Origin of the sequence: Acaryochloris marina S15, assembly GCF_018336915.1 — a bacterium.
Classification (GTDB): domain Bacteria; phylum Cyanobacteriota; class Cyanobacteriia; order Thermosynechococcales; family Thermosynechococcaceae; genus Acaryochloris; species Acaryochloris marina_A.
The window spans coordinates 5,300,505-5,320,946 of sequence record NZ_CP064923.1; the positions used below are offsets into that span (position 1 = coordinate 5,300,505).

Consider the following 20,442-nt stretch of genomic DNA (forward strand, 5'->3'; position numbering starts at 1 on the left):
GATAGTTAGAATAATTGCTAGTGAGGGAAAATCATTAACCAACCTTATGGTTAATGCTCAGAGTGCTTGGAAAATTTTTGATCATTTTTTGTTACTGACTAGTGATTGTTAGCCACTTTTTCATGTTTCGATAGCTTATCTCTCTCTTCAACCTATGCTGGCCAAGTCTCAAACGATCCTGCCTTCTCCGCCACTTACCATTAATCCCCGTGGGTTTGAGTTGTGGTATCAACCGGTTTATGACGTTTCTTCAGGTAACGTTCTTCAGAATGAAGTGCTCTTACGATGGCGGGATACCCAAGGACTTATCCATCGGCCGAAAGAATTCATGCCAGCGGTTAGAAGTGCGGATGCCGAGCAATGGTTAGATCGCTATGTGACAGGGCAGGCCATTGCCCAATTGAAGCAACACGCTCACCTCAAGCTTTCCATCAACTTATCGAAGCGGATCGTTGAAGATCGCTTTATTGCCGAAGACATTTACGATCTGCTGGTCAACCATAGTGTTCAACCTCATCAGCTTCACTTCGAAGTATCTGAAGCCAGTCTGGCCAAAAATTTTCAGGATTCAGTCGCTTTAATCCGAGATCTAAAAGAACTAGGGTGCGCCGTCACCTTAGACAATTTTGCCAACCAACATCTCACCTTTCTGCAATGGGAAAAACTAGGGGTTGATGCGGTTAAAATTGACCCGTCTTTGATTCGCGACCTCAAACAAGACTCGCCCCAAACGCGACTGGCCAAAGCCATCATTGAAACCAGTAACTCATTGGCACAGCCTGCGATCGCAACTTCCGTAGACGCTTACTCTACCTCTCGTCACTTGGTCAATCTAAGCTTTCAATCTGCTCAGGGATACCACTTCCAGCCTCCTAGCGATCACCCTTGGCTCACGAGCAAAGTCGACATTTTGGGTGTCCCCATCGATAACGTGACCCAAGACGAACTGCTCCAAGAACTGAAATCGGGTATCGTCTTTACTCCCAATGTTGACCACCTGATGAACCTGAAGCAGGATGAGGAGTTTCGGGCTGCTTACAACATTGCCGACTACAAAATTTGCGATAGCCAAATTCTCTACTTTTCCTCCCATTTCCTCGGTTCACCGATTAAAGAGAAAATCTCAGGTTCAGATTTATTTCCTGCCTTTTACACCTATCACAAAGATAATCCAGACATCACGATTTTTCTGTTAGGCGCTGCTCCAGGTGTTGCCGCTCAAGCGCAACAAAATATCAATGCTCGCGTGGGTCGTGACATCGTTGTTGGCTCTTACTCCCCTTCCTATAGCTTTGAGCAAAATCCAGAGGAATGTGCAGAGATTATCGAACGGATCCATCACTCTGGAGCAACAGTTCTCGCCATCGGGGTCGGATCTCCCAAACAAGAACGGTGGATTTACCGTTATCGTCAGCAGCTAGCAGAGTCCGTGAATATTATTTTTGCCATTGGTGGGACCTTGGACTTTGAAGCTGGTACTCAACAACGGGCTCCAAAGCTTGTCAGCACCATTGGCATAGAGTGGCTCTTTCGTTTGATGGGCGAACCAAGACGCCTCTGGAAGCGCTATTTAATTAATGATCTGCCATTCTTGAAGTTAGTCTTGAATCAAAAGTTTCATCGCTAATTCTTCCGTCACCTCTTTCTAGCAGAGATCTAACCCACCCTATCCAATCTTTTAACCTGTTGAGCAGTGGGTTGTATTGTCCGGCTGCACAGGCCATGATGAAAGCAGTTGTTATGCAACCCTTATGGATACAGAACATCAACGCTTAACTCTGCAAATTTTGATCGGTTCAGCCTGGGTAGACCATACCCTCAGTGAACCTGAGGTTACCTATCTCAAAAAGGTGCTAGATCGCTACCATCTCACGCAGGATACCGAGTTACAGAGCCTCCTCCAAGAGCCTGTTCTTCCTCAACAAACTGAACGCTGGATCGTTGAGTTTTTGAGACAAACAAACCAAGAGGAACGGCTTAAGCTTTTAGCAGCCATTGGCAATTTATTAATTGCAGATGATGTAGTGTCAGAGATAGAGCATGACCTCCTAGATGAGTATCATGCCTTAATGGCTAAGATCCCTGATGATCCAAATCACATTACCAACTTAGTCAGAAATATTGGCTCTTACGTGAACAAAGCACTGCAAACCCTTGCCAACTTACCTTAAGGTGCAGAGGTAAACGCCTGGTCTCGAAGCTGCTTAGACACCATATAGGGCTTTGGATCGACTGGCTTATCATTACGATAAATCGAGTAATGCAAATGCGTCCCTGTCGATCGCCCTGTACTTCCCATAAAGCCCAACAACTGTCCTCGCTTAATGGAAGTATTGGGCTTAACCGCTAATTTGGAAAGATGGGCATACAAAGTTTGGTATCCATACCCATGCTGAATGACAACGTGATACCCATAACCACCAGAGTATCCAGCCCGTTCAATCTTGCCATGGGCTGTTGCGTAAATGGGAGCGCCATAATCACCCAACAAATCTATACCGTCATGGATCTCTGCACTACCCCCAAAAGGACCGGGACGCAAACCAAAATCAGAAGAAATAGGACTATTACCTTTGGTCGGCTTACCTTGAGGTAGGGCAGCGTTGCGGGCTTCTTCTGCTTGTAACGTCTTTTCTAACGCTGGCTGTACTTGCTGTTTGAGGCGTGACGCCAACGCAGGTAAGCGTGATTTCGCAAACTGGAGCTGCTGCTCCGCATCTACAACAACGGAAACTCCCCCTTTTCCGCCTTTGTCTTCTACATTGACTTGCTGGCGCTCTGCGGTTGACAATCCAGCTCGCTGACGAAGTTTTTCGACTTCTTCGTCTAATACTTCTAACTCTTCTAAAACCTCAGCGGCTGATTCTGACAACTGATCATGTCTTTGCTGCATCTGCTGCAATGCCTGGAAGGTCTTACCCGCCCAGACCGCAGGAACAGCAGCCATTGATAAGCCCAAAATGATCAGGATAGGACTAACCGAAAACTTAATGGAACGTTGTCCTGTTAGGGTAATCAAGATCCGAAAGCGCTTCGGGATCGGAAGAAGAGAACGCATAGAGGCCCAACACAAAGGATTCGTGAAGAATCATATCAAATTATGAGACCAATCTTAAATATTTCTTAAAAAACAAGGCAAGTACTGCATTTGGGGCATAGAGAAATTTCTTGGCAGACCACCGTGTTAACCGTACTAGCAGATCTGAACGAAATTTCAGTCAATATTGAAGAATCGCTGCTCGCCAACATTTTATCCCTCAAGCAGACATTTTTACACGCTTTCACTCATACGGAAGAGGGCCAGCCGTGAATGGGTATGATGAGAATAGGGCTGATACAACAACTACCACACTCAGCTAATCCTCAGATCCACAGAATCCGTGGATTGATATATCCTAAGAACAGCTTTTCTTAGCTCAATACATCATTTTAGAATTATGGACATCAAGATAATCCTAGTTGGATTAACACCCATTTTTATTGTACTGTGCCTATTTTTCGGGACCCGGAATGGGTTTTACGATTCTGATGATTATCATGGCAATGGCTCTGCCCATTAGTATTCTTGATCCCTTGAGTTAGTTTCACGAATGACTAAGAAGTCCCCCAAGGATGCAGCATTTGACACTGCTCATCCAGAAGAGTCTGCTTTACAAAAAACAGTGAAGGCGTTGGGTTTGGCAAAAATCCAGCGTCACATTTTTATCTGTGCCGATCAAACAGTAGATAAATGCTGTGATAAGGCGGCCAGTATAGAAGCTTGGACGTATCTAAAACAGCGATTGAAAGAGCTGGAGTTAGATCAGCCAAACGGCAGCTGCGTTTTTCGTACCAAAGCCAATTGTCTACGCGTTTGTCAGCAAGGTCCAATTATCGTGATTTATCCGGATGGCGTTTGGTACCATTCCGCCACACCACCCGTCATTGAAAGGATTATTCAAGAACATTTGCTGAAGAACCAAATCGTTTCAGAATTTTTGTTCCTTCAGCATCCTTTACCGGCAAACTCGTTAGAGACCGAATAGCGCTTTATTCACTTTGAGTCGTTGATGTGGGAGAAGGTTGTTGAGCCTCTTGTTGGCTAACCCAATACCATCCGCCTAGTCCAGCCAGAATAATCAGCACAATTGGCACACTCAGCATCCATAGCCGAGGTTGCTGGCGAACAATAAGGGTTTGTTTTTGTCGCCCATCATCTGCTCTTTGCTGCCTAGAGCCTGCTGCAGTGGACTCGGGCATGGTGTCCAGGGCAGCAGGGCCTGAATTCGCTTGAGAAAGGATAGCAGCAGGGTCTCGGGCAAGCCGGGTTTTGGCCGTAGGCGATGCAGACAATTCTGCTTCCGAAGCAACCACGGTTGCTTTAGGATTCACAGCATCAGATTTGAGGCTCTGAAAATCCGTGGATTCCAAATACCGGATAAATTCTGCTTCGCCCATAGATACCACAAGGTAGGACGCTTTAATTTTTCGTCCTAAGCCAAGACGATCACCATCGGCTAGCTCTTGAGAGCTACACCGCTTATCATTTACAAATACACCATTAGCACTGCGATTGCCTTCAGAGTCTCCATCAATTAATCGGTAACGATAGCTGCTTTTTCCAGGAGTAGGCAAGCGGAGGAGGATGGCATGCTTACGGGAAATCGTGGGAGAATCCAGCACGATAGCATTAGACTCATCCCGCCCAATGGAATAGGCTGCCGAGTCCAGGGCAATTGCACGACGTTTACCATCGTTAATAACCAGAACGTGCCGTTCAGCAGAATCGTATTTAGGGTCGTGCATGTTAGGGGAATTCCTGAGGAAACCGTAAAATCAGTCTACATAAGACATCAACGCTAACTTCCCTCATCTCGGATGGCCGAACAACCGTCTCACTAGTTAGTAGCAACAGTTACTAGACTTTATGCGAATGAGGGTGCCAGGGTTAAAATCTTGCAGCAAAGAAGTTCCCGGACTTAGGAACCGCAAGTCAAGATTTTACCTGTTCTCAAAATTGAAGTTGTCTATACCTAGGATTCCCAACCTCTACACCTTTTCAAGCGTCACTCCCTTGGTTTAGGGAAAGAATATGAAACAATAGAGGCTAATCACTCATGAGCCAATAGAAGGTTACGGTTGCTGATTCCATGTCACAGACTTATTCCGTAGAGATTCACCATCAAGACGCCGTCCATACGGTGAGCGTCCCTGAAGACACTACAATTTTGCAAGCTGCTCAGGATGCTGGAGTTGATTTACCCAGTTCTTGCTGTGCTGGCGTATGTACCACTTGTGCTTCTCTGATCTTGGAAGGTGAAGTAGAACAAGAAGATGCAATGGGCTTAGGGCCCGATTTATTGGATCAGGGATATGCACTATTGTGTGTTTCCTACCCACGGTCCGATATCAAGCTTGAATCTAACAAAGAAGAACTGGTATACAAATTGCAGTTTGGGCAAGCTCAGTAAATGGGTCCGCTGCACTACCATCAACATTGGAGATAAACATCATGACCACTCATTTTATTGAAGCTGAAATTGAGCTAGATGCTTCAACCACAGAGTTGCAAGCCAATATTGAAGCCAAGCTCCGTGAACAAGGTGAGCCTCTACGTTGGGCCGTCACAGAGGTCCAGTCTGAGACTGCTACCGTTGAAGCGGTGGTTCTAAAGTCAGAGGAAACCGTCTCATCTCGCTAGCCTCTCGACCTTTTACCGTTGTCTTATTGGTACCAACAGGCATTGGAGCAGCGATCGGTGGTTATGCAGGGGATGCCATTCCGGTCGCTCGGACCTTGTCAGTGGTTTGCGATCGCATCATCACTCATCCCAATGTTCTCAATGGGGCCCAACTCTACTGGCCCATCCCTAATACCTGGTATGTAGAAGGCTATGGGTTAGATCAGTTTGCTGCCGGACGGTGGGGGCTACGACCTGTCCACCAAAACCGCATTGGCGTCGTTCTAGACCAAGCCATCGAACCTGATTTGCACCTGCGTCATTTGCAGGCTATTGATGCTGCCCGCGCTACTTTAGGAGTGAGCATCACGGATGTCTGTATCACTGATACGCCTTTAGGGGTAACTCTTAAAACCGCTGATTCTGGTGCTACCTGGGGCACCCTGGATCATCCAGACAGTTTGCTAAGAGCCGTTGAACACCTGATTACTGACCGTAACGCTAGTGCGATCGCAGTCGTCGCTCGGTTCCCAGATGACTTAGACAGCGATGCACTTCAAGCCTATCGTCAAGGTCAAGGGGTTGATGCTTTAGCCGGAGCTGAGGCTGTCATTAGCCATCTGGTCGTCCAACAGTTTCAAATTCCCTGCGCCCATGCCCCTGCCCTCTCCCCCTTACCCCTAGATCCGCACTTGAATCCCCGGGCAGCCGCCGAAGAATTAGGCTATACCTTTCTCCCTTCCGTTTTAGTTGGGTTATCGCAAGCCCCTCAATTTATTAGTGACTCCGGCCAGCCCACGGATCTCTGGCAGGATCAAGTTGATGCAGTTGTTGTCCCGGCCAGTGCCTGCGGTAGCGGTGCCATTCTGAGTTTGAATCCAACCCAAGCTCACATCATTACGGTGGCTGAAAATACCACCACCATGAATGCAACGACTCAGAGCTTGGGCATTGACAGTATCCCTGTGCAGTCCTATGCCGCAGCCGTGGGCGTACTTGCAGCCCTTAAAGCAGGGGTTGATGAAAAAACATTACGTCCAGCTATTCCCCCCCTCGTCCCTCATAACCTGCTTTAATCTGCGGCTCTACCTGCGCTATGCGGCCTTTCGCAATAACTGATAGGTTATAGAGGTATTTGAAACTTTTGATATCTTTGTGGTTGATCGCCCTAATCAGCAGCCTGAACTAGAGTCCCTGACTCGCACACAAGTCTTGATTGCCATGGGAGTGACAGCATTACTGTTACTATTTTTGGCTAAGGTTATCCAATATTTTGGGTCATTTGCCACCTTACCCATGACTTGGCAACTGCAAAATGCTGTTTTGGGTATCGGCATTGGCTTAGGGATTACAGCTGCTAGTGCTGTTATTTATCAGCTATGGCCCCAGTATCGGTTATCTGCATCCTTATATTTACAGCTTGTCATTCAGCCCCTCGTCTGGACAGACTTAATCTGGTTAGGGCTGTTACCGGGCCTGAGTGAAGAATTACTATTTCGAGGTGTAATCTTCCCGTGGGTAGGCCTGAACTGGGTGGGTCTCATCTTATCTAGCATCGTTTTTGGGGTACTGCATCTCAATAGTCCCCAACAATGGTCCTATGTGGTTTGGGTCACCGTCGTTGGCTTTGTCCTCGGTTATAGCGCTTGGAGTACAGGCAATTTGCTGGTGCCCGTTATTGCCCATCTCACCACCAATATCATCACGGGAGTGTCGTGGAAAATCACGCACCCTCCCCAGCATCCCTTGGGGAAGACCTAGCCTAAGAAGAGAATAGAGATGTTTGTGACGACCCACTGAAGTAAATCTCTTGAATATCCTGGGGCAATGCGTTTTGCAGATCTTGATAGGCGTCTTGTCGATATTGGTTGATATCATCAGACGTGATGTCTTGCCCTTCTGCCTGCAAAACTGCCTCAATCCGAGGGTCTTGCCAACGGAAGGTTTGGGACAAGACTAGAATCAGCCTAGGTAAGGGTGGCACATGATCCAAAGCAATTTGGATATAGCACCATAGGGGTGGGGGAGCGGTTGACAAAGTGTATTGAATCGTTTCAACCGCCGGGAGCTGATCTTCCGTAATACAGGCAGCAACCTTATTGGTCATCCATGCCTGTAATGAAAAACTCGGTCCTCCTGTCTCCATCACCAAATGATTGAGTTCATAAAAGATATTGCGCCACACTCGGGCAAAAAGATAATCGACTTGTAGGTGGGATCTTGCCATATTGCGCAGGAGAGCATAAGACATCGCGCCAAACCGACAAAAAAGAGCGATAAAGTACTTGCCTTCATCAGGGTGTTGCTGAAACCCTTGCACTAGCTCTTGGTCACTGTAATTTTGCAACGACAGCACCAAGGGATGATTGGATTCTGGGAAGTCTGGCAGTTTCATAACGGATATTCCATATCTCCTCAGCCTGGCGTGAGAAATTGATCTCGATATTGTAGAGGCTCAACTCATACCAAAGTGATTTTGATGGTGGTGGAAGTTGGCTCATTTATAAACTTCGACAAAAATATCACAATCTAGACCAGAGAACCCTGCTGTCATCAGTGAGATCTGTTATGATCAGTTTTGCTCACCCGGAGAGGTGGCTGAGTGGTCGAAAGCGGCAGATTGCTAATCTGTTGTACGGTGAATTCCGTACCGAGGGTTCGAATCCCTCCCTCTCCGTTTTTTGCAGCTTTTTGTTGGAGTTAAGTTTCATGGGCAAAAAATGCCAATTAACGGGAAAAAAAGCAAATAATGCTTTTGCTGTTTCCCATTCCCACCGCCGAACCCACAAGTTGCAAGAAGCAAACTTGCAGTGGAAAAGAATCTGGTGGCCCCAAGAGAAACGCTGGGTCAAGCTCAGAATATCGACTAAAGCGATTAAGACCCTTGAGAAAAAAGGTCTCGCTACTTTCGCTCGCGAAGCTGGGATTAACCTTAACCAGGTATAGCTCGCTGTAAGGTTGAGATTAGTCTTGATAGGTTTACGGTGCATAGAAGCCGTTAACACTGTTTTGTGAATCGCTACTGTTTTGAGCAGCGAACTGGGTTCACTACAATGTTTGCTTCAATTTTACGGGCAAGCACAAAACTAGCAAATATCAACTACGGTTCGTACTCAGTAAAGTGCGATAGGATTTGTGTATCTAAAATCTCTAGCTGCCCAGATTGATAAGAGAAGGCCTCAAGAATCACTATAAACCCACCCTGAATGCCTAAGCTTACCTATTGGGCGGAAGAGGGGACCATCCAGATAGGCGGATTACCATCAGCAATCGCATAGGGTCCAGAGAAAAATGGATTGCGAATTCCCGGCAGGATCTGGACATCAAAAATTTCATCTACGCCGCTTTGAAACTCCAGCAGCCCTAATTGCTTACCAGCATTTAGATCTACAACCGCCATTCCGCATTTAAGGTCATCGAAATGGTCACAGATGGGTAAATTGCCGAATGTGGCTGTCTCTCTCACTTTAGATAGTCCTACAAATGCAAACTGACCTGCTATAGCCAGCCCTCTAGGGTAGCCAGGTAGCTCTAGGACTGTCGAGCGCTCTCCAGAAGATAAATCAACCCGACAGAGTTCTCCACAACCTGAGTTCAGGACCCATAACTGATCGTCCCTCACCCGAGGAGAGTGAGGCATGGCTAATCCTTGTGTCACCACTTTGCTGGTGGGCAACTCTAGGACGCAGCCATTCGTCGCTTTATGAGGCCGCCACCCCCCCGCCGTATTAGTACGATCAAGAACGGTGGCATATTTGGGATATCCGTTCACTAACGCCACCCCATTCAGGTGGCAACGATCCTCAGGGGCCAACTCCTGAACAAAGTCAGGTCGCCATTGGGGCACAAAGCTATAGTTATTGTCCAATGAGCATAAGCAAGAAAACCGGGTATTGGTCACCACCAACTGCTCTGTGCCCCACGCCAATTCATGCACAGCAATTTCGCTGGTATAGTGAGCGCCTCGAGTTAAAAAACAAGCATCATGTGTGTTGGGCTCACCGACAGAAGCCGCTAGTTCGGGCGCATTCTTCAGAAAATAGATCCAATCTTTACCTCCCACAGCGATCTGTTTGGAGCTGGCTGCGACTCCCATGGCTTGCTCAAAATTATGGAAAGAAATCTGAAGTGCCTGGTCATGAACGCCAACAACCACAAGTTTGCCAGCTTGATACGTAGATAGCAGAAGAGACGCATTCAATTGCATCAGTAATGGCACCAGATTATTAGAGTACTGATAACGTACTTCTCGTTCGGGAAAATTCTCTGAAGCTGTATTTTTTTGCATAAAAGGTTATGACATCCCAAGAAATTTCAAGCCTGCTTTATGCCCAAAATTACAGCTGACTCTTTGCATGCCATTGAACACTGTTGCTACTATATCTAATCAGTTGCGATATAAGTCTTGGGAACAAGTATTAGGATATTTATTTAATACTTAAAAAGTATCAGATAACTCTGGCAAGATAATAAAAAAAATTATTAAGACTCTACAAATTCCATCAAAAATACCTACAAAAAAATATCACTTTGGTATATGATTTATACGGACATTAAATCTATTTTTTAAAAAAATAGGTTTAATCGATATCTTAAAAATTTCAATAGATAGACTGTCCACAGCCTTTTTAGTGCAGTGTCTCAATTGAGTGCAATTAAAAAAACGTCGCACATTATCACCCTTCATCTGTCAGGAGATCTCTGCAATACTTGAGCACTGTTTAACCTATATAAACGCAAATCCAAAGAAGCTTTGCCATAACCATATGGCTAGCTATACTTCTGCCTGAGTCTTTTCAGGTCCAGTCTAATTTTTTTGTGGACTGAAGAAATATATAAAGCATAATGCTATCGATTCGAGATATAGACATATATTCAGAGGATATATACAATCTTCCTGAATAAAATCAGTTATAGGTCAAATAATTAGCTCAAATCAAAACACTTTAGATCGAAAAACTTACAAGTGCAGCCTAGACTTAGAAATACATGCTTACTTAAAAGAGCTTATTTTTTTGCTTGTTTTTAGCACTTAAATATCGAAGTACTTCATCTAGGTTAATCCAATTAACACTGGCATGCTTCAGCACTATTCATATATAAATAACTAACTTTTTTTATTCAATATCTTGCAATCTCTATTCACTTTTCTTGTTGGAAATAATGTGAGATTCTCAAAATGAACTCTAACAATATTGCATTAACTACAGAAATCACAGGAGCACGCCTTCTCAAAGATATCACCCCAGACGGTACGTCTAGATTTCCAGGTGATGACTCCGGTTCTAATCCATCGAACTTGACCGAATTCGATGGCAAGCTATTTTTTTCAGCGGATGATGGAACCAATGGAAGCGAGCTGTGGATTAGTGACAGGACTACTAATGGCACACAGCTTTTAAAAGATATTAATCCAATCGAAAGGTACTATAACAGTCTCTATGCATCTAGATATAGATCTTCTAGTTCTAATCCATCGAACTTGACCGAATTCGATGGCAAGCTATTTTTTTCAGCGGATGATGGAACCAATGGAAGCGAGCTATGGATTAGTGACGGGACTATTAATGGCACACAACTCTTAAAAGATATTAATCCAGGAAGCTCGTATAGGGGAATCCCATCCCCAGGTGGCCGGCGGCCTAATAGCTCTCGTATAGCTAACTTCATCGAACTCGATGGTAAGTTATTTTTTACCGCGACTGATGGCACCTCCGGAGAAGAACTTTGGGTCAGTGATGGGACGGTTGACGGTACACAACTGCTAAAAGATATTTATCCTGGAAGCTCATTTGAGTCTCGCATAAACCGGGGTTTGCGGCCCAACAGCTCTGGTATATCGAACTTGACCGAATTCGATGGCAAGCTATTTTTTTCAGCGGATGATGGTATCAACGGACGGGAGCTTTGGGTTAGTGACGGCACTGAGAATGGCACGCAACTCTTAAAAGATATAAATCCAGGGATTTTATTGAGTAATGGTTCTGCAGCAGGCTCTATTCCATCTAACTTGACCAAATTCGACGACAAACTATTTTTTACCGCAAATGATGGCATCTCTGGACCAGAACTTTGGGTCAGTGACGGGACCACCGATGGCACACAACTCTTAAAAGATATAAATCCAGGAATCTCATATAGGCAATATGGGCCTAACTATCCCATACCGTTTGGCTCTGATATATCTAGCTTGACTGAGTTCGATGGCAAGCTATTTTTTACTGCAAATGATGGAATCAACGGACAGGAGCTTTGGGTTAGTGACGGCACTGAGAATGGAACACAACTCCTCAAAGACATAAATCTAGGAAGCTCATCCAATATATTTAACTTAACCGAAGTTAATGGCAAGCTATTTTTTACTGCGAATGATGGAATCAACGGACAGGAGCTTTGGGTTAGTGACGGCACTGAGAATGGAACACAACTCCTCAAAGACATAAATCCTCCCAATCAACAAGATGGGTATATTTCAAAACTAGTCGTTGCCGGGAATCTATTCTTTTTCACAACAGGCTTTGATGGAGAATTATGGATTAGTAATGGCACCCGTGAAGGAACGTTGCTTTACCAAGATATTAATCCAGAAGGTGGTTCATTTCCTGAAGAGTTAACTGTCGTTGGCAATCAACTATTCTTTACGGCTGATGATGGTGTCACTGGCAAAGAGCCCTGGGTCCTCAACATTCCAGACAATTTAGTTGTGGGCGATGCGAATAACAATATTCTCAGCGGAAATGCTGGAGTCGATTTGATCAGTGGTTTAGATGGAAATGACATTATTCGTGGCCGTGGTAATAATGACACTCTGGATGGAGCCAGTGGTGATGATGTCTTATTTGGAGATGAAGGTAACGACAGACTTAGCGGCAGAGCTGGTAATGATCAGATTTTTGGTGACCAAGGTAACGACGGACTTAGCGGCGGAGCTGGTAACGACATTCTTGAGGGAGGCACTGGTGATGACGAGTTGCAAGGGGATGCTGGTGATGATGTAATCAACGCAGGCAGCGGAAACGATTCGGTTCGTGTGACTGATTTCTTGGGCGTAGACAACTTTGATGGAGGGCCTGGAACAGACTTGATTCGATTTACTCCCACAGATAATCGCAACCTACTGGTTTCCCTCGAGGGTGGATTTGTTGGTGATGGGAGAGTTGGGGGGCAGTTTTTTGAAAACTTTGAGCAATTTATAGCAGGCGGCGGCAATGACCGAATCTTAGGGGACAGTAGAGATACTCTACTGAATGGAGGAGATGGTAATGATGAGATCAGGGGTGAAGCAGGCCAAGATACACTGATCGGTGAAAGCGGCTCTGATACATTAATCGGCGGTCAAGGAGCGGATGTTCTCAATGGTGGTTTGGGTAGTGACGTGTTAATTGGTGATCAGGGTGTCAATACGTTTCAATTTGATCAAACATTAAGCACGTTTTTCTTTTTTGATCGCAGTATGGATGTAGACACGATCTTAAATTTTGAGACTGAAGATGTATTAGATTTTTCTGGCTATCTTGATGCTAGAGGTTCCATCGAGGCCACCAGAGTCACAGATAATTTTCTTCGCATTAATCTGGACCTAAACAAGACTATTCAAATTTTTGGCACTGCCCAAGGTTTAAATAGCGCTGAAACTCAAATTGAGCCATTGCTATAAAGGGAAGCAGATACAACGATCTAAAAGTCTAAATATACCTACGAGGAGATAGGGTTAACATTAACCTGAACCCCCCCTCTTTTTTCATCCCTTGGTATCCTGAAGACAGCGTTCAACAAACCCTAGAGCATCGCAATGACAGGAATCCAGCCAACAATTTGTATCTTAGGGGGTGGCTTTGGGGGGCTCTACACAGCGCTACGCTTGAGCCAGCTCCCGTGGAATGAGCTGAAACCCCAAATTTTTTTAGTGGATCAGAATGATCATTTCCTGTTTTCACCCTTACTGTATGAATTGGTTACAGGAGAACTCCAGTCTTGGGAAATTGCCCCACCCTACAGCGAACTCCTAGCCAATACAGAAGTGCGTTTTATTCAAAGCGCTGTTAAGGAGATTGATGTAGCTCAGCAGCAGGTTACCTTATCTGATCAATCCATCTCCTACGATCGCTTAGTCCTAGCACTAGGAGGAGAAACACCTCTACACCAAGTTCCTGGATCAGCGGAATATGCCCTGCCGTTTCGGACGGTGCAAGATGCCTATCGCCTTGAAGATCGATTACGAACCTTAGAAACATCCGAAGCGCCAAAAATTCGAGTGGCTGTGGTGGGGGCTGGCCCTAGTGGCGTGGAACTCGCCTGTAAGTTAGCGGATCGTTTAGGCGATCGCGGTCGGATACGGCTGATCGAACGGAATAATCAAATTCTCAAATCAGCCCCTGAATTCAATCAAGCAGCGGCCGAAAAAGCCTTAGAAAAACGACAAGTTTGGACGGATCTAGAGACCAGTATTGAATCCCTAGAAGCCAAGCAAATGACGCTTAGGTATAAGGATAAACCCGATACGCTCCCCGTAGACTTGGTATTGTGGACGGTGGGAACTGCGATCTCACAGCCGATTCAAGCCTTACCTCTTCTCCATAATGACCTCGGCCAACTCTTAACTGACCCAACCCTGCAGGTCCAAGACTCACCTAATATTTTCGCCTTGGGTGATTTAGCAGACTGTCGTGATCCGCAAGGAAAGCCGAATCCCAAAACGGCCCAAGTGGCTATTCAACAAGCAGATTGTGTAGGGTGGAACCTGTGGGCTTCCTTAACCCAACGGCCATTACTGCCGTTTCACTACACTCATCTGGGAGAAATGCTGACCTTAGGAGAAGACTCAGCTGCCATGTCTGGACTGGGCGTACAGCTCGATGGCCCCCTCGCATTTATGGCTCGACGTTTGATTTATCTTTACCGCATGCCCACCCTCGACCATCAGCTTAAAATTGGGTTTAACTGGATGTTCAAACCTGTTTTATCCGCCCTCAACACAGCTAGATAGAAGCGGTAAAGTTGGTCCCTACAAGCAAGACAGGAAAGCAAATCAGAACGGTTCTGAGTTTGCGGTATAGTGATTGGGGTATAACTGGATTTATGCCATAGATACACTCGTTTTTTTGCACGCAGTCGATTGATCTTTGTAGGTATCAGTATCTGCAATCAACACCCTATAGGAGTAATTTGGTTATGTCGCAACACGAAGCGCATGAATGTTTACGGGTCGGCCAGTCCGCACCTGACTTTACAGCAACGGCTGTTTACGACCAAGAATTTAGTGAAGTCAAACTCTCCAATTACCGGGGTAAATACGTCGTCATCTTTTTCTATCCCCTTGATTTCACCTTCGTGTGTCCGACGGAAATTACAGCATTTAGTGATCGCTATGATGCCTTTAAGAACTTAAATACTGAAGTTCTAGGTATTTCTGTAGACAGCGAGTTCTCCCACTTAGCTTGGACCCAGACCGACCGCAAATCTGGAGGAGTCGGCGACCTCAACTACCCATTGGTTTCTGACATTAAAAAAGAAATTAGCACTGCCTATAACGTTCTAGATCCAGATGCTGGTGTTGCCTTAAGAGGTCTCTTTATCATTGATAAAGAAGGCGTTGTACAACATGCCACCATTAACAACCTCGCCTTCGGCCGTAACGTTGATGAAACCCTGCGCACCTTGCAGGCTATTCAACATGTTCAGTCTCATCCCGATGAGGTTTGTCCAGCAGGCTGGCAGCCAGGGGATAAGACTATGAACCCTGATCCAGTGAAATCTAAGGTTTACTTTGAATCCATCTAACATATTTTAGGCAACATTTAAGTTGCAACATAGCCCTCAAATACTCACAGAGCTTGCGTATTTGAGGGCTATGTCGTTGGCCCTTCATAGGTCATACAAGCCTTTGCTTTGCCGAGATTGCTAACCAGATTCAACAACCTGATAGATGGCAATATGCTTATCACCTGGCTTATGCCTTCAGTCTGTGGAATTTGTTTGGACAACTTCTCTTACCCGGTAGATAGGGCGACTTTGCGACTCATGGTAGGTTCGCATTAAGAGCTCTGCTAACAATCCAATTGAAAAGAGCTGAATCCCTGTCAATAAAAGCACAGCGGATAAAATCAGCAAGGGGCGGTCGGCAATCCCTTCACTCAAGCCGTACTTTAAAAACACTAAATAGCCACCCGTCAAGACCCCTAAGCTAGTAAAGGTAATCCCCAAAAGCCCAAAAACATGCATGGGACGAGTTAAAAAGGTTTTCATAAAGGATACGGTCAACAAATCCATGACCACCCGGAAAGTCCGATCTAGTCCATACTTGCTTTGACCAAATTGGCGGGCATGATGACGCACAGGCAGCTCCGCAATTCTGGCACCTTCAATAAAAGCTAACGCCGGTAAAAATCGGTGTAATTCTCCATACAGGTTCATATCAGCAATCAGCTCTGCTCGATAGGCCTTCAGGGAACAACCATAATCATGCAGCTTAACTCCTGTAATCCACCCAATCATCAAGTTGGCAATCTTAGATGGGAGCAAGCGCGTCAACGCAGCATCTTGTCGATCTTTACGCCAACCACTGACCAAATCGTATCCTTCATTCATTTTGGCCAACAGCAATGGAATATCAGCTGGCTCATTTTGCAAGTCACCATCAAGGGTGACAAAAATCTCGCCGTGGGCATGGTTAAATCCAGCAGACATGGCAGCCGTTTGTCCATAATTTCGGCGCAACACAACTCCCCGTAGCCGGGGGTATAGATCCACTTGTTTTCTTAACAACTCAGTCGTACCATCTACCGAGCCATCATCTACACAGATTATTTCATAATTGACCTGAGTATCATTTAGGGTATCTGAAATCCTACAAATGAGATGCTCCAGGCTTTCGACCTCATTATAGATGGGGATAATGACCGATATTTCGGGCTGAGTGATCTTGGCTTTTTGGTCTTGCATTAGCATTGGTAATTTTATCTCACTCGCTATTCATTAACTCACTTCAGAGGACTTCATTCAAGAAAACTGCCAAGAACGGTATTTAGAGCATTTTTCGCAACTCAACGACCCAGATAAAGCTCAAATACCTTCTATAACTAACATTATTTAGGACCAATACTCGCCTCTTCTAGAAGGTAAACTTGGGTAAAATACTTGAGTGCTAAATTCTTAGCAATACCAAATAACGTTCATTAAAGCCTTTTTACCTGAAGGCCTAACACCTTTAGTATTAGAGAACCACATGAGGATTCTACTCTTAGCTCCACATCCATTTTTCCAGACCCGTGGTACACCGATCGCAGTTGATCTTATGCTCAGAGTGCTATCAGAGAGGGGAGATCAGGTTGATATGCTGACTTTCCCAGAAGGGGATGATGTTGTCTATGACAACGTGCGGATCTATCGGACTCCTAAATTACCATTTATTAAAAATATCAGTCCAGGTTTTTCTGGGAAAAAACTGGTCTGTGATGGTTTTATGCTGATCCAGGCTATTAACCTCTGTTTGAAGTATAAATATGATATCGTCCATTCGGTTGAAGAATCGGCTTTTATCGCGTTGGTTCTTAAAGTCGTGTTTAGAACACCCTATATCTATGATATGGACTCATCCCTGGCACAGCAAATGATTGAGAAATTTTCATTTCTCTCGTCTTTGCGCTTTCTCTTCAATGCTTTTGAAAGACTGGCCGTCCAACAAGCCAAAGTGGTGATACCTGTTTGCGAAACCTTATCTGAAGATATTCAAGTCTACAAACCGAAGCGAGTGGTTGTTTTACCAGACATTTCGCTTTTAGATTACTCTGCCCCGAATAAAAAGGCATAACTGATGAATAGAATCATCTGCAGTGACGAAATCTCACCCGTCCAATATGGATAATATCAACGAAAATATCAGAGAGCACTGTCAGCCTGATGAGCTCATTCTGATGTATGTCGGTAATTTAGAGCTTTATCAGGGGATTGATTTGCTGCTGGATGGCTTTAAAGTAGCTCAGAATCTTGCTCTTAATGTCCCTTTAAAGCTCGTCATTATCGGCGGTAAAGATGGCGACATTGCAAAATATAAGTTAAAAACGAAAAATATCGGCATTGACCACCAAGTTTTATTCTTAGGGCAACGCTCGGTAGAGAATCTAGGGTACTATCTCGCCCAAGCAGACATCCTGCTCTCTCCTCGCATTAAAGGAAGAAATACGCCAATGAAATTGTATTCTTATCTTGATAGTGGTAAGCCCGTCCTCGCCACTGATTTGCCAACGCATAATTGGGTTCTGGATAATGAGGTGGCAGTGCTCAGTGCGCCTAACCCAGAAGCGTTTGCCCAGGGAATTATCCACCTAGCCAACCATCCTCAAATTAGACAAACCCTCGCAGTCGCCGCCAAGAAAATGGTGCAACAAAGGCACTCATTTTCTGCTTATAAGCAGCAGCTCAATAGCTTATATGATTCATTACAGTTAGAGTTCAACAATGCTGCCTCAATTGATCAATAATATGCTCTATTTTCAGCCAAAGCGTTAGGATGCCACTGGTTTTATGCAACGAAATCTAGAGGAATTATCCAACACTAAATTTGACGTCTTAGTCATAGGCGGCGGCATTTATGGGGCTTGTGTTGCCTATGAAGCAATCCTAAGAGGCTTATCCGTTGCTTTAGTCGAAAAACAAGATTTTTGTGGGGCGACCTCAGCTAATAGCCTAAAAACCATCCATGGTGGCCTGCGATATCTACAGCATGCTGACTTTAAGCGGATGCGAGAGTCTATTTATGAGCGGCGCACATTAATGAAAATTGCGCCTCACCTCGTGCATCCCCTGCCTGTGTTGGTGCCGACCTATGGGCATGGATTGAAAGGCATAGAAGCGATGACGGTGGCACTAAAAATTAATGATTGGGTGAGTTGCGATCGCAACCACGGATTGCCCGATCCTCAACAACATATCCCGGCTGGTCGAACAATATCTGCGACCGAATGCCTACAGACCATGCCAGGCATTTCCGCAGATGGCCTCACTGGGGGAGCTATTTTCCACGATGCTCAAGTGTTCAATTCAGAGCGGTTAGTGCTTGCCTATTTACAGTCTGCGACTCAGCTCGGGTTACAAGCTGCCAACTATCTTAAAGTCACTGATTTTTTACAAGATGGAGATACCATCCTTGGCGCTCAAGTGACGGATGCTCTAACTCAAAACACCTTTGATATTCAAGCCAAAACAATCATTAATACCAGCGGGCCATGGATTAATGAAGTCCTGGGATTGCTAGATCAACCTCCTTCCTCTCATCAGCCCTTTGCATTAGCCATGAACCTAGTAACCCGATCGCTATTTGATCATGACTATGCCGTCGGTATCTATAGCAAGACTGACTACACAGATGAAGATGCCATTCTAAAGCGCAAGAACCGATTACTCTTTATCGCACCTTGGCAAGGGTGCTCTTTAGTGGGTACAACCTATTCACACTACTCTGATACCCCCGATCATTTATCTATACCCCAGCATGAAATCCAACACTTTTTGGATGACATCAACCATGCCTATCCACTCGCCAATCTAACGGCTCAGGATGTTTATTGGGTGCATCAAGGTCTACTCCCCAGCAGCCACTCCCCAGCAACCACTCATGTCCAATTAACCAAGCATTACCACATCCAAAATTATCAAGAAGAAGGCTTAAATGGCCTCATCTCCGTCACCGGAGTTAAATATACAACTGCTCGCAACGTCGCCATCCATGCAGTCGATACTGCAGCAGCGATGTTAAAGAGGCCAGTCCTTCCCTCTCAGTCTGCTCAGCAACCCTTACATGGCGGAGCGATCGACAACCTAGATGACTTTTTGGACCAAGGGCATAACCAACTCAGCCGTATCCCTGATCATCCGTCTGTCCAGAATTTTCTCTACAATTACGGCACAGCCTATTCATCAGTTCTCAAACAGGTACAGCACGGGCAACGAGCAACGCCACGACTAGACCTTCTACAAGCACAAGTCACCTATGCAATTGAGGAAGAAATGGCGCAAACCCTCAGTGACGTTATTTTTAGACGCACGGGTATCGGCGCTGCCCAAAAGCCTACCACTGCAGAGTTACAAACTTGTGCAGATATTATGTCAAATACACTGTTATGGAATCAGTCTAGAGTAGAACAAGAGATCTCAGAAGTGACATCTAGGTGGTCTTGGTCTACTCCTAAACCACCCTCTGTGGGGGAAAAAACAGCAACTATTCAGGGAAGATAGCTATGCCTTCTCCCATTGCGCACTCAGCAACTGCATATTTCCTATACAAAATCACGCCCCAAAACAATCGCTCTATCCACTTAAACCGACATCGTTGGATTGATCTTGCCTACATCATTGTGATTGGAAACATCGCGGATTTAGACTTTATTCCTCATCTAATCTTAGAAGGCAGTTTTCATCGAGGTCCTTCCCATAGTCTCTGTATTGCCTTACTGATCAGTATAGGCTGTACCCTTATTTTCAAATGGCTCCATCAATCAACCTTCCAACGATTGTTTTTACTCACGTTTGGAATCTATATCTCCCATCTTTTTCTGGATTTCTGGACAGCCGGGGGCTCTGGGATGAAGTTACTTTGGCCGTTTACCAATGCTTTTATTAAATCGCCAATTGCTTTTTTTCCCAGTGTTAGGCATTCCGAAGGATTATTCTATCCAGGTCATATCGTCTTTATGACCTTTGAGACCATTTACAGTGTCGTCCTGTTGGTATTCATTAATCGATATCAAAAATATAAACGACAGAATCAAAATACATAGACTCAAAAA

At 45.1% G+C, this 20,442-nt stretch carries 20 protein-coding genes and 1 tRNA gene; 16 read left to right on the forward strand and 5 right to left on the reverse strand.

Translation table 11 applies throughout. The features are described from left to right. Positions 1 to 154 precede the first annotated feature (154 nt). Positions 155 to 1,627 (forward strand): WecB/TagA/CpsF family glycosyltransferase, encoded by a 1,473-nt coding sequence (locus I1H34_RS24145; RefSeq protein WP_249369574.1) that lies wholly within the window; start codon positions 155 to 157, stop codon positions 1,625 to 1,627. Between the two features lie 124 nt (positions 1,628 to 1,751). Beyond that, positions 1,752 to 2,171 carry a TerB family tellurite resistance protein gene (locus I1H34_RS24150; protein ID WP_212663421.1) on the forward strand — a complete coding sequence of 140 codons (420 nt, stop codon included), beginning with the start codon at positions 1,752 to 1,754 and terminating at the stop codon, positions 2,169 to 2,171. Here the strand turns inward: I1H34_RS24150 and I1H34_RS24155 are convergent. After that, positions 2,168 to 3,058: a M23 family metallopeptidase gene (locus I1H34_RS24155; protein WP_212663422.1), complete on the reverse strand. Its 891-nt coding sequence runs from the start codon at positions 3,056 to 3,058 to the stop codon at positions 2,168 to 2,170. The genes I1H34_RS24150 and I1H34_RS24155 overlap by 4 nt on opposite strands. Positions 3,059 to 3,590: 532 nt before the next feature. Here I1H34_RS24155 and I1H34_RS24160 point away from each other — a divergent pair. After that, positions 3,591 to 4,025 carry a (2Fe-2S) ferredoxin domain-containing protein gene (locus I1H34_RS24160; protein WP_212663423.1) on the forward strand — a complete coding sequence of 145 codons (435 nt, stop codon included), beginning with the start codon at positions 3,591 to 3,593 and terminating at the stop codon, positions 4,023 to 4,025. 4 nt (positions 4,026 to 4,029) lie between these two features. Here the strand turns inward: I1H34_RS24160 and I1H34_RS24165 are convergent, their stop codons facing one another. Then, a complete protein-coding gene (locus I1H34_RS24165) occupies positions 4,030 to 4,785 on the reverse strand; it encodes an FHA domain-containing protein (protein ID WP_212663424.1) in 756 nt (251 codons plus the stop codon). A 344-nt stretch (positions 4,786 to 5,129) separates the two neighbouring features. On the opposite strand from I1H34_RS24165, the gene I1H34_RS24170 reads away from it, so the two are divergent. The 4 genes from I1H34_RS24170 (at position 5,130) to I1H34_RS24185 (ending at position 7,420) form a co-directional block, all read left to right on the forward strand. Beyond that, a complete protein-coding gene (locus I1H34_RS24170; RefSeq protein WP_212663425.1) occupies positions 5,130 to 5,450 on the forward strand; it encodes a 2Fe-2S iron-sulfur cluster-binding protein in 321 nt (106 codons plus the stop codon). A 41-nt stretch (positions 5,451 to 5,491) separates the two neighbouring features. Next, positions 5,492 to 5,680, forward strand: a complete 189-nt coding sequence (locus I1H34_RS24175) for a hypothetical protein (protein ID WP_212663426.1) — start codon at positions 5,492 to 5,494, stop codon at positions 5,678 to 5,680. 26 nt (positions 5,681 to 5,706) lie between these two features. Beyond that, positions 5,707 to 6,735 carry a DUF3326 domain-containing protein gene (locus I1H34_RS24180; RefSeq protein ID WP_315874854.1) on the forward strand — a complete coding sequence of 343 codons (1,029 nt, stop codon included), beginning with the start codon at positions 5,707 to 5,709 and terminating at the stop codon, positions 6,733 to 6,735. Between the two features lie 79 nt (positions 6,736 to 6,814). Then, positions 6,815 to 7,420 (forward strand): CPBP family intramembrane glutamic endopeptidase, encoded by a 606-nt coding sequence (locus tag I1H34_RS24185; RefSeq protein WP_212663427.1) that lies wholly within the window; start codon positions 6,815 to 6,817, stop codon positions 7,418 to 7,420. Position 7,421: 1 nt separating this feature from the next. On the opposite strand, the gene I1H34_RS24190 is transcribed toward I1H34_RS24185, so the two are convergent. After that, positions 7,422 to 8,054 (reverse strand): sigma-70 family RNA polymerase sigma factor, encoded by a 633-nt coding sequence (locus tag I1H34_RS24190; protein ID WP_212663428.1) that lies wholly within the window; start codon positions 8,052 to 8,054, stop codon positions 7,422 to 7,424. A gap of 193 nt (positions 8,055 to 8,247) precedes the next feature. Here I1H34_RS24190 and I1H34_RS24195 point away from each other — a divergent pair. Both I1H34_RS24195 and rpmB read left to right on the forward strand, forming a co-directional pair. Beyond that, positions 8,248 to 8,336 (forward strand) — tRNA-Ser (locus tag I1H34_RS24195). Between the two features lie 32 nt (positions 8,337 to 8,368). Further along, on the forward strand, positions 8,369 to 8,605 hold the full coding sequence (gene rpmB, locus I1H34_RS24200; RefSeq protein ID WP_212663429.1) for a 50S ribosomal protein L28: 237 nt from the start codon (positions 8,369 to 8,371) through the stop codon (positions 8,603 to 8,605). Positions 8,606 to 8,879: 274 nt separating this feature from the next. Here rpmB and I1H34_RS24205 read toward each other — a convergent pair whose 3' ends face one another. Then, complete coding sequence (locus I1H34_RS24205) at positions 8,880 to 9,947, reverse strand: TIGR03032 family protein (RefSeq protein ID WP_212663430.1); 1,068 nt, start codon at positions 9,945 to 9,947, stop codon at positions 8,880 to 8,882. An 891-nt stretch (positions 9,948 to 10,838) separates the two neighbouring features. On the opposite strand from I1H34_RS24205, the gene I1H34_RS24210 reads away from it, so the two are divergent. From I1H34_RS24210 to I1H34_RS24220, 3 genes are all read left to right on the forward strand, one after another. Then, positions 10,839 to 13,316 carry an ELWxxDGT repeat protein gene (locus I1H34_RS24210; protein ID WP_212663431.1) on the forward strand — a complete coding sequence of 826 codons (2,478 nt, stop codon included), beginning with the start codon at positions 10,839 to 10,841 and terminating at the stop codon, positions 13,314 to 13,316. Positions 13,317 to 13,451: 135 nt separating this feature from the next. Then, positions 13,452 to 14,645, forward strand: a complete 1,194-nt coding sequence (locus I1H34_RS24215) for an NAD(P)/FAD-dependent oxidoreductase (protein WP_212663432.1) — start codon at positions 13,452 to 13,454, stop codon at positions 14,643 to 14,645. A gap of 185 nt (positions 14,646 to 14,830) precedes the next feature. Next, positions 14,831 to 15,439: a peroxiredoxin gene (locus tag I1H34_RS24220; RefSeq protein WP_212663433.1), complete on the forward strand. Its 609-nt coding sequence runs from the start codon at positions 14,831 to 14,833 to the stop codon at positions 15,437 to 15,439. Between the two features lie 177 nt (positions 15,440 to 15,616). Here the strand turns inward: I1H34_RS24220 and I1H34_RS24225 are convergent, their stop codons facing one another. Then, a complete protein-coding gene (locus tag I1H34_RS24225) occupies positions 15,617 to 16,606 on the reverse strand; it encodes a glycosyltransferase family 2 protein (protein WP_212663434.1) in 990 nt (329 codons plus the stop codon). Positions 16,607 to 16,991: 385 nt separating this feature from the next. Here I1H34_RS24225 and I1H34_RS24230 point away from each other — a divergent pair, with 385 nt between their 5' ends. From I1H34_RS24230 to I1H34_RS24245, 4 genes are read left to right on the forward strand one after another with little or no spacing between them, the layout of a single operon-like run. Beyond that, complete coding sequence (locus tag I1H34_RS24230) at positions 16,992 to 17,468, forward strand: glycosyltransferase (protein WP_235110402.1); 477 nt, start codon at positions 16,992 to 16,994, stop codon at positions 17,466 to 17,468. A 46-nt stretch (positions 17,469 to 17,514) separates the two neighbouring features. Continuing rightward, positions 17,515 to 18,138, forward strand: a complete 624-nt coding sequence (locus tag I1H34_RS24235) for a glycosyltransferase family 4 protein (protein WP_212663435.1) — start codon at positions 17,515 to 17,517, stop codon at positions 18,136 to 18,138. Positions 18,139 to 18,181: 43 nt separating this feature from the next. After that, positions 18,182 to 19,891 carry a glycerol-3-phosphate dehydrogenase/oxidase gene (locus I1H34_RS24240; RefSeq protein ID WP_212663436.1) on the forward strand — a complete coding sequence of 570 codons (1,710 nt, stop codon included), beginning with the start codon at positions 18,182 to 18,184 and terminating at the stop codon, positions 19,889 to 19,891. 2 nt (positions 19,892 to 19,893) lie between these two features. Continuing rightward, a complete protein-coding gene (locus I1H34_RS24245; protein ID WP_212663437.1) occupies positions 19,894 to 20,433 on the forward strand; it encodes a metal-dependent hydrolase in 540 nt (179 codons plus the stop codon). Positions 20,434 to 20,442: the final 9 nt, after the last annotated feature.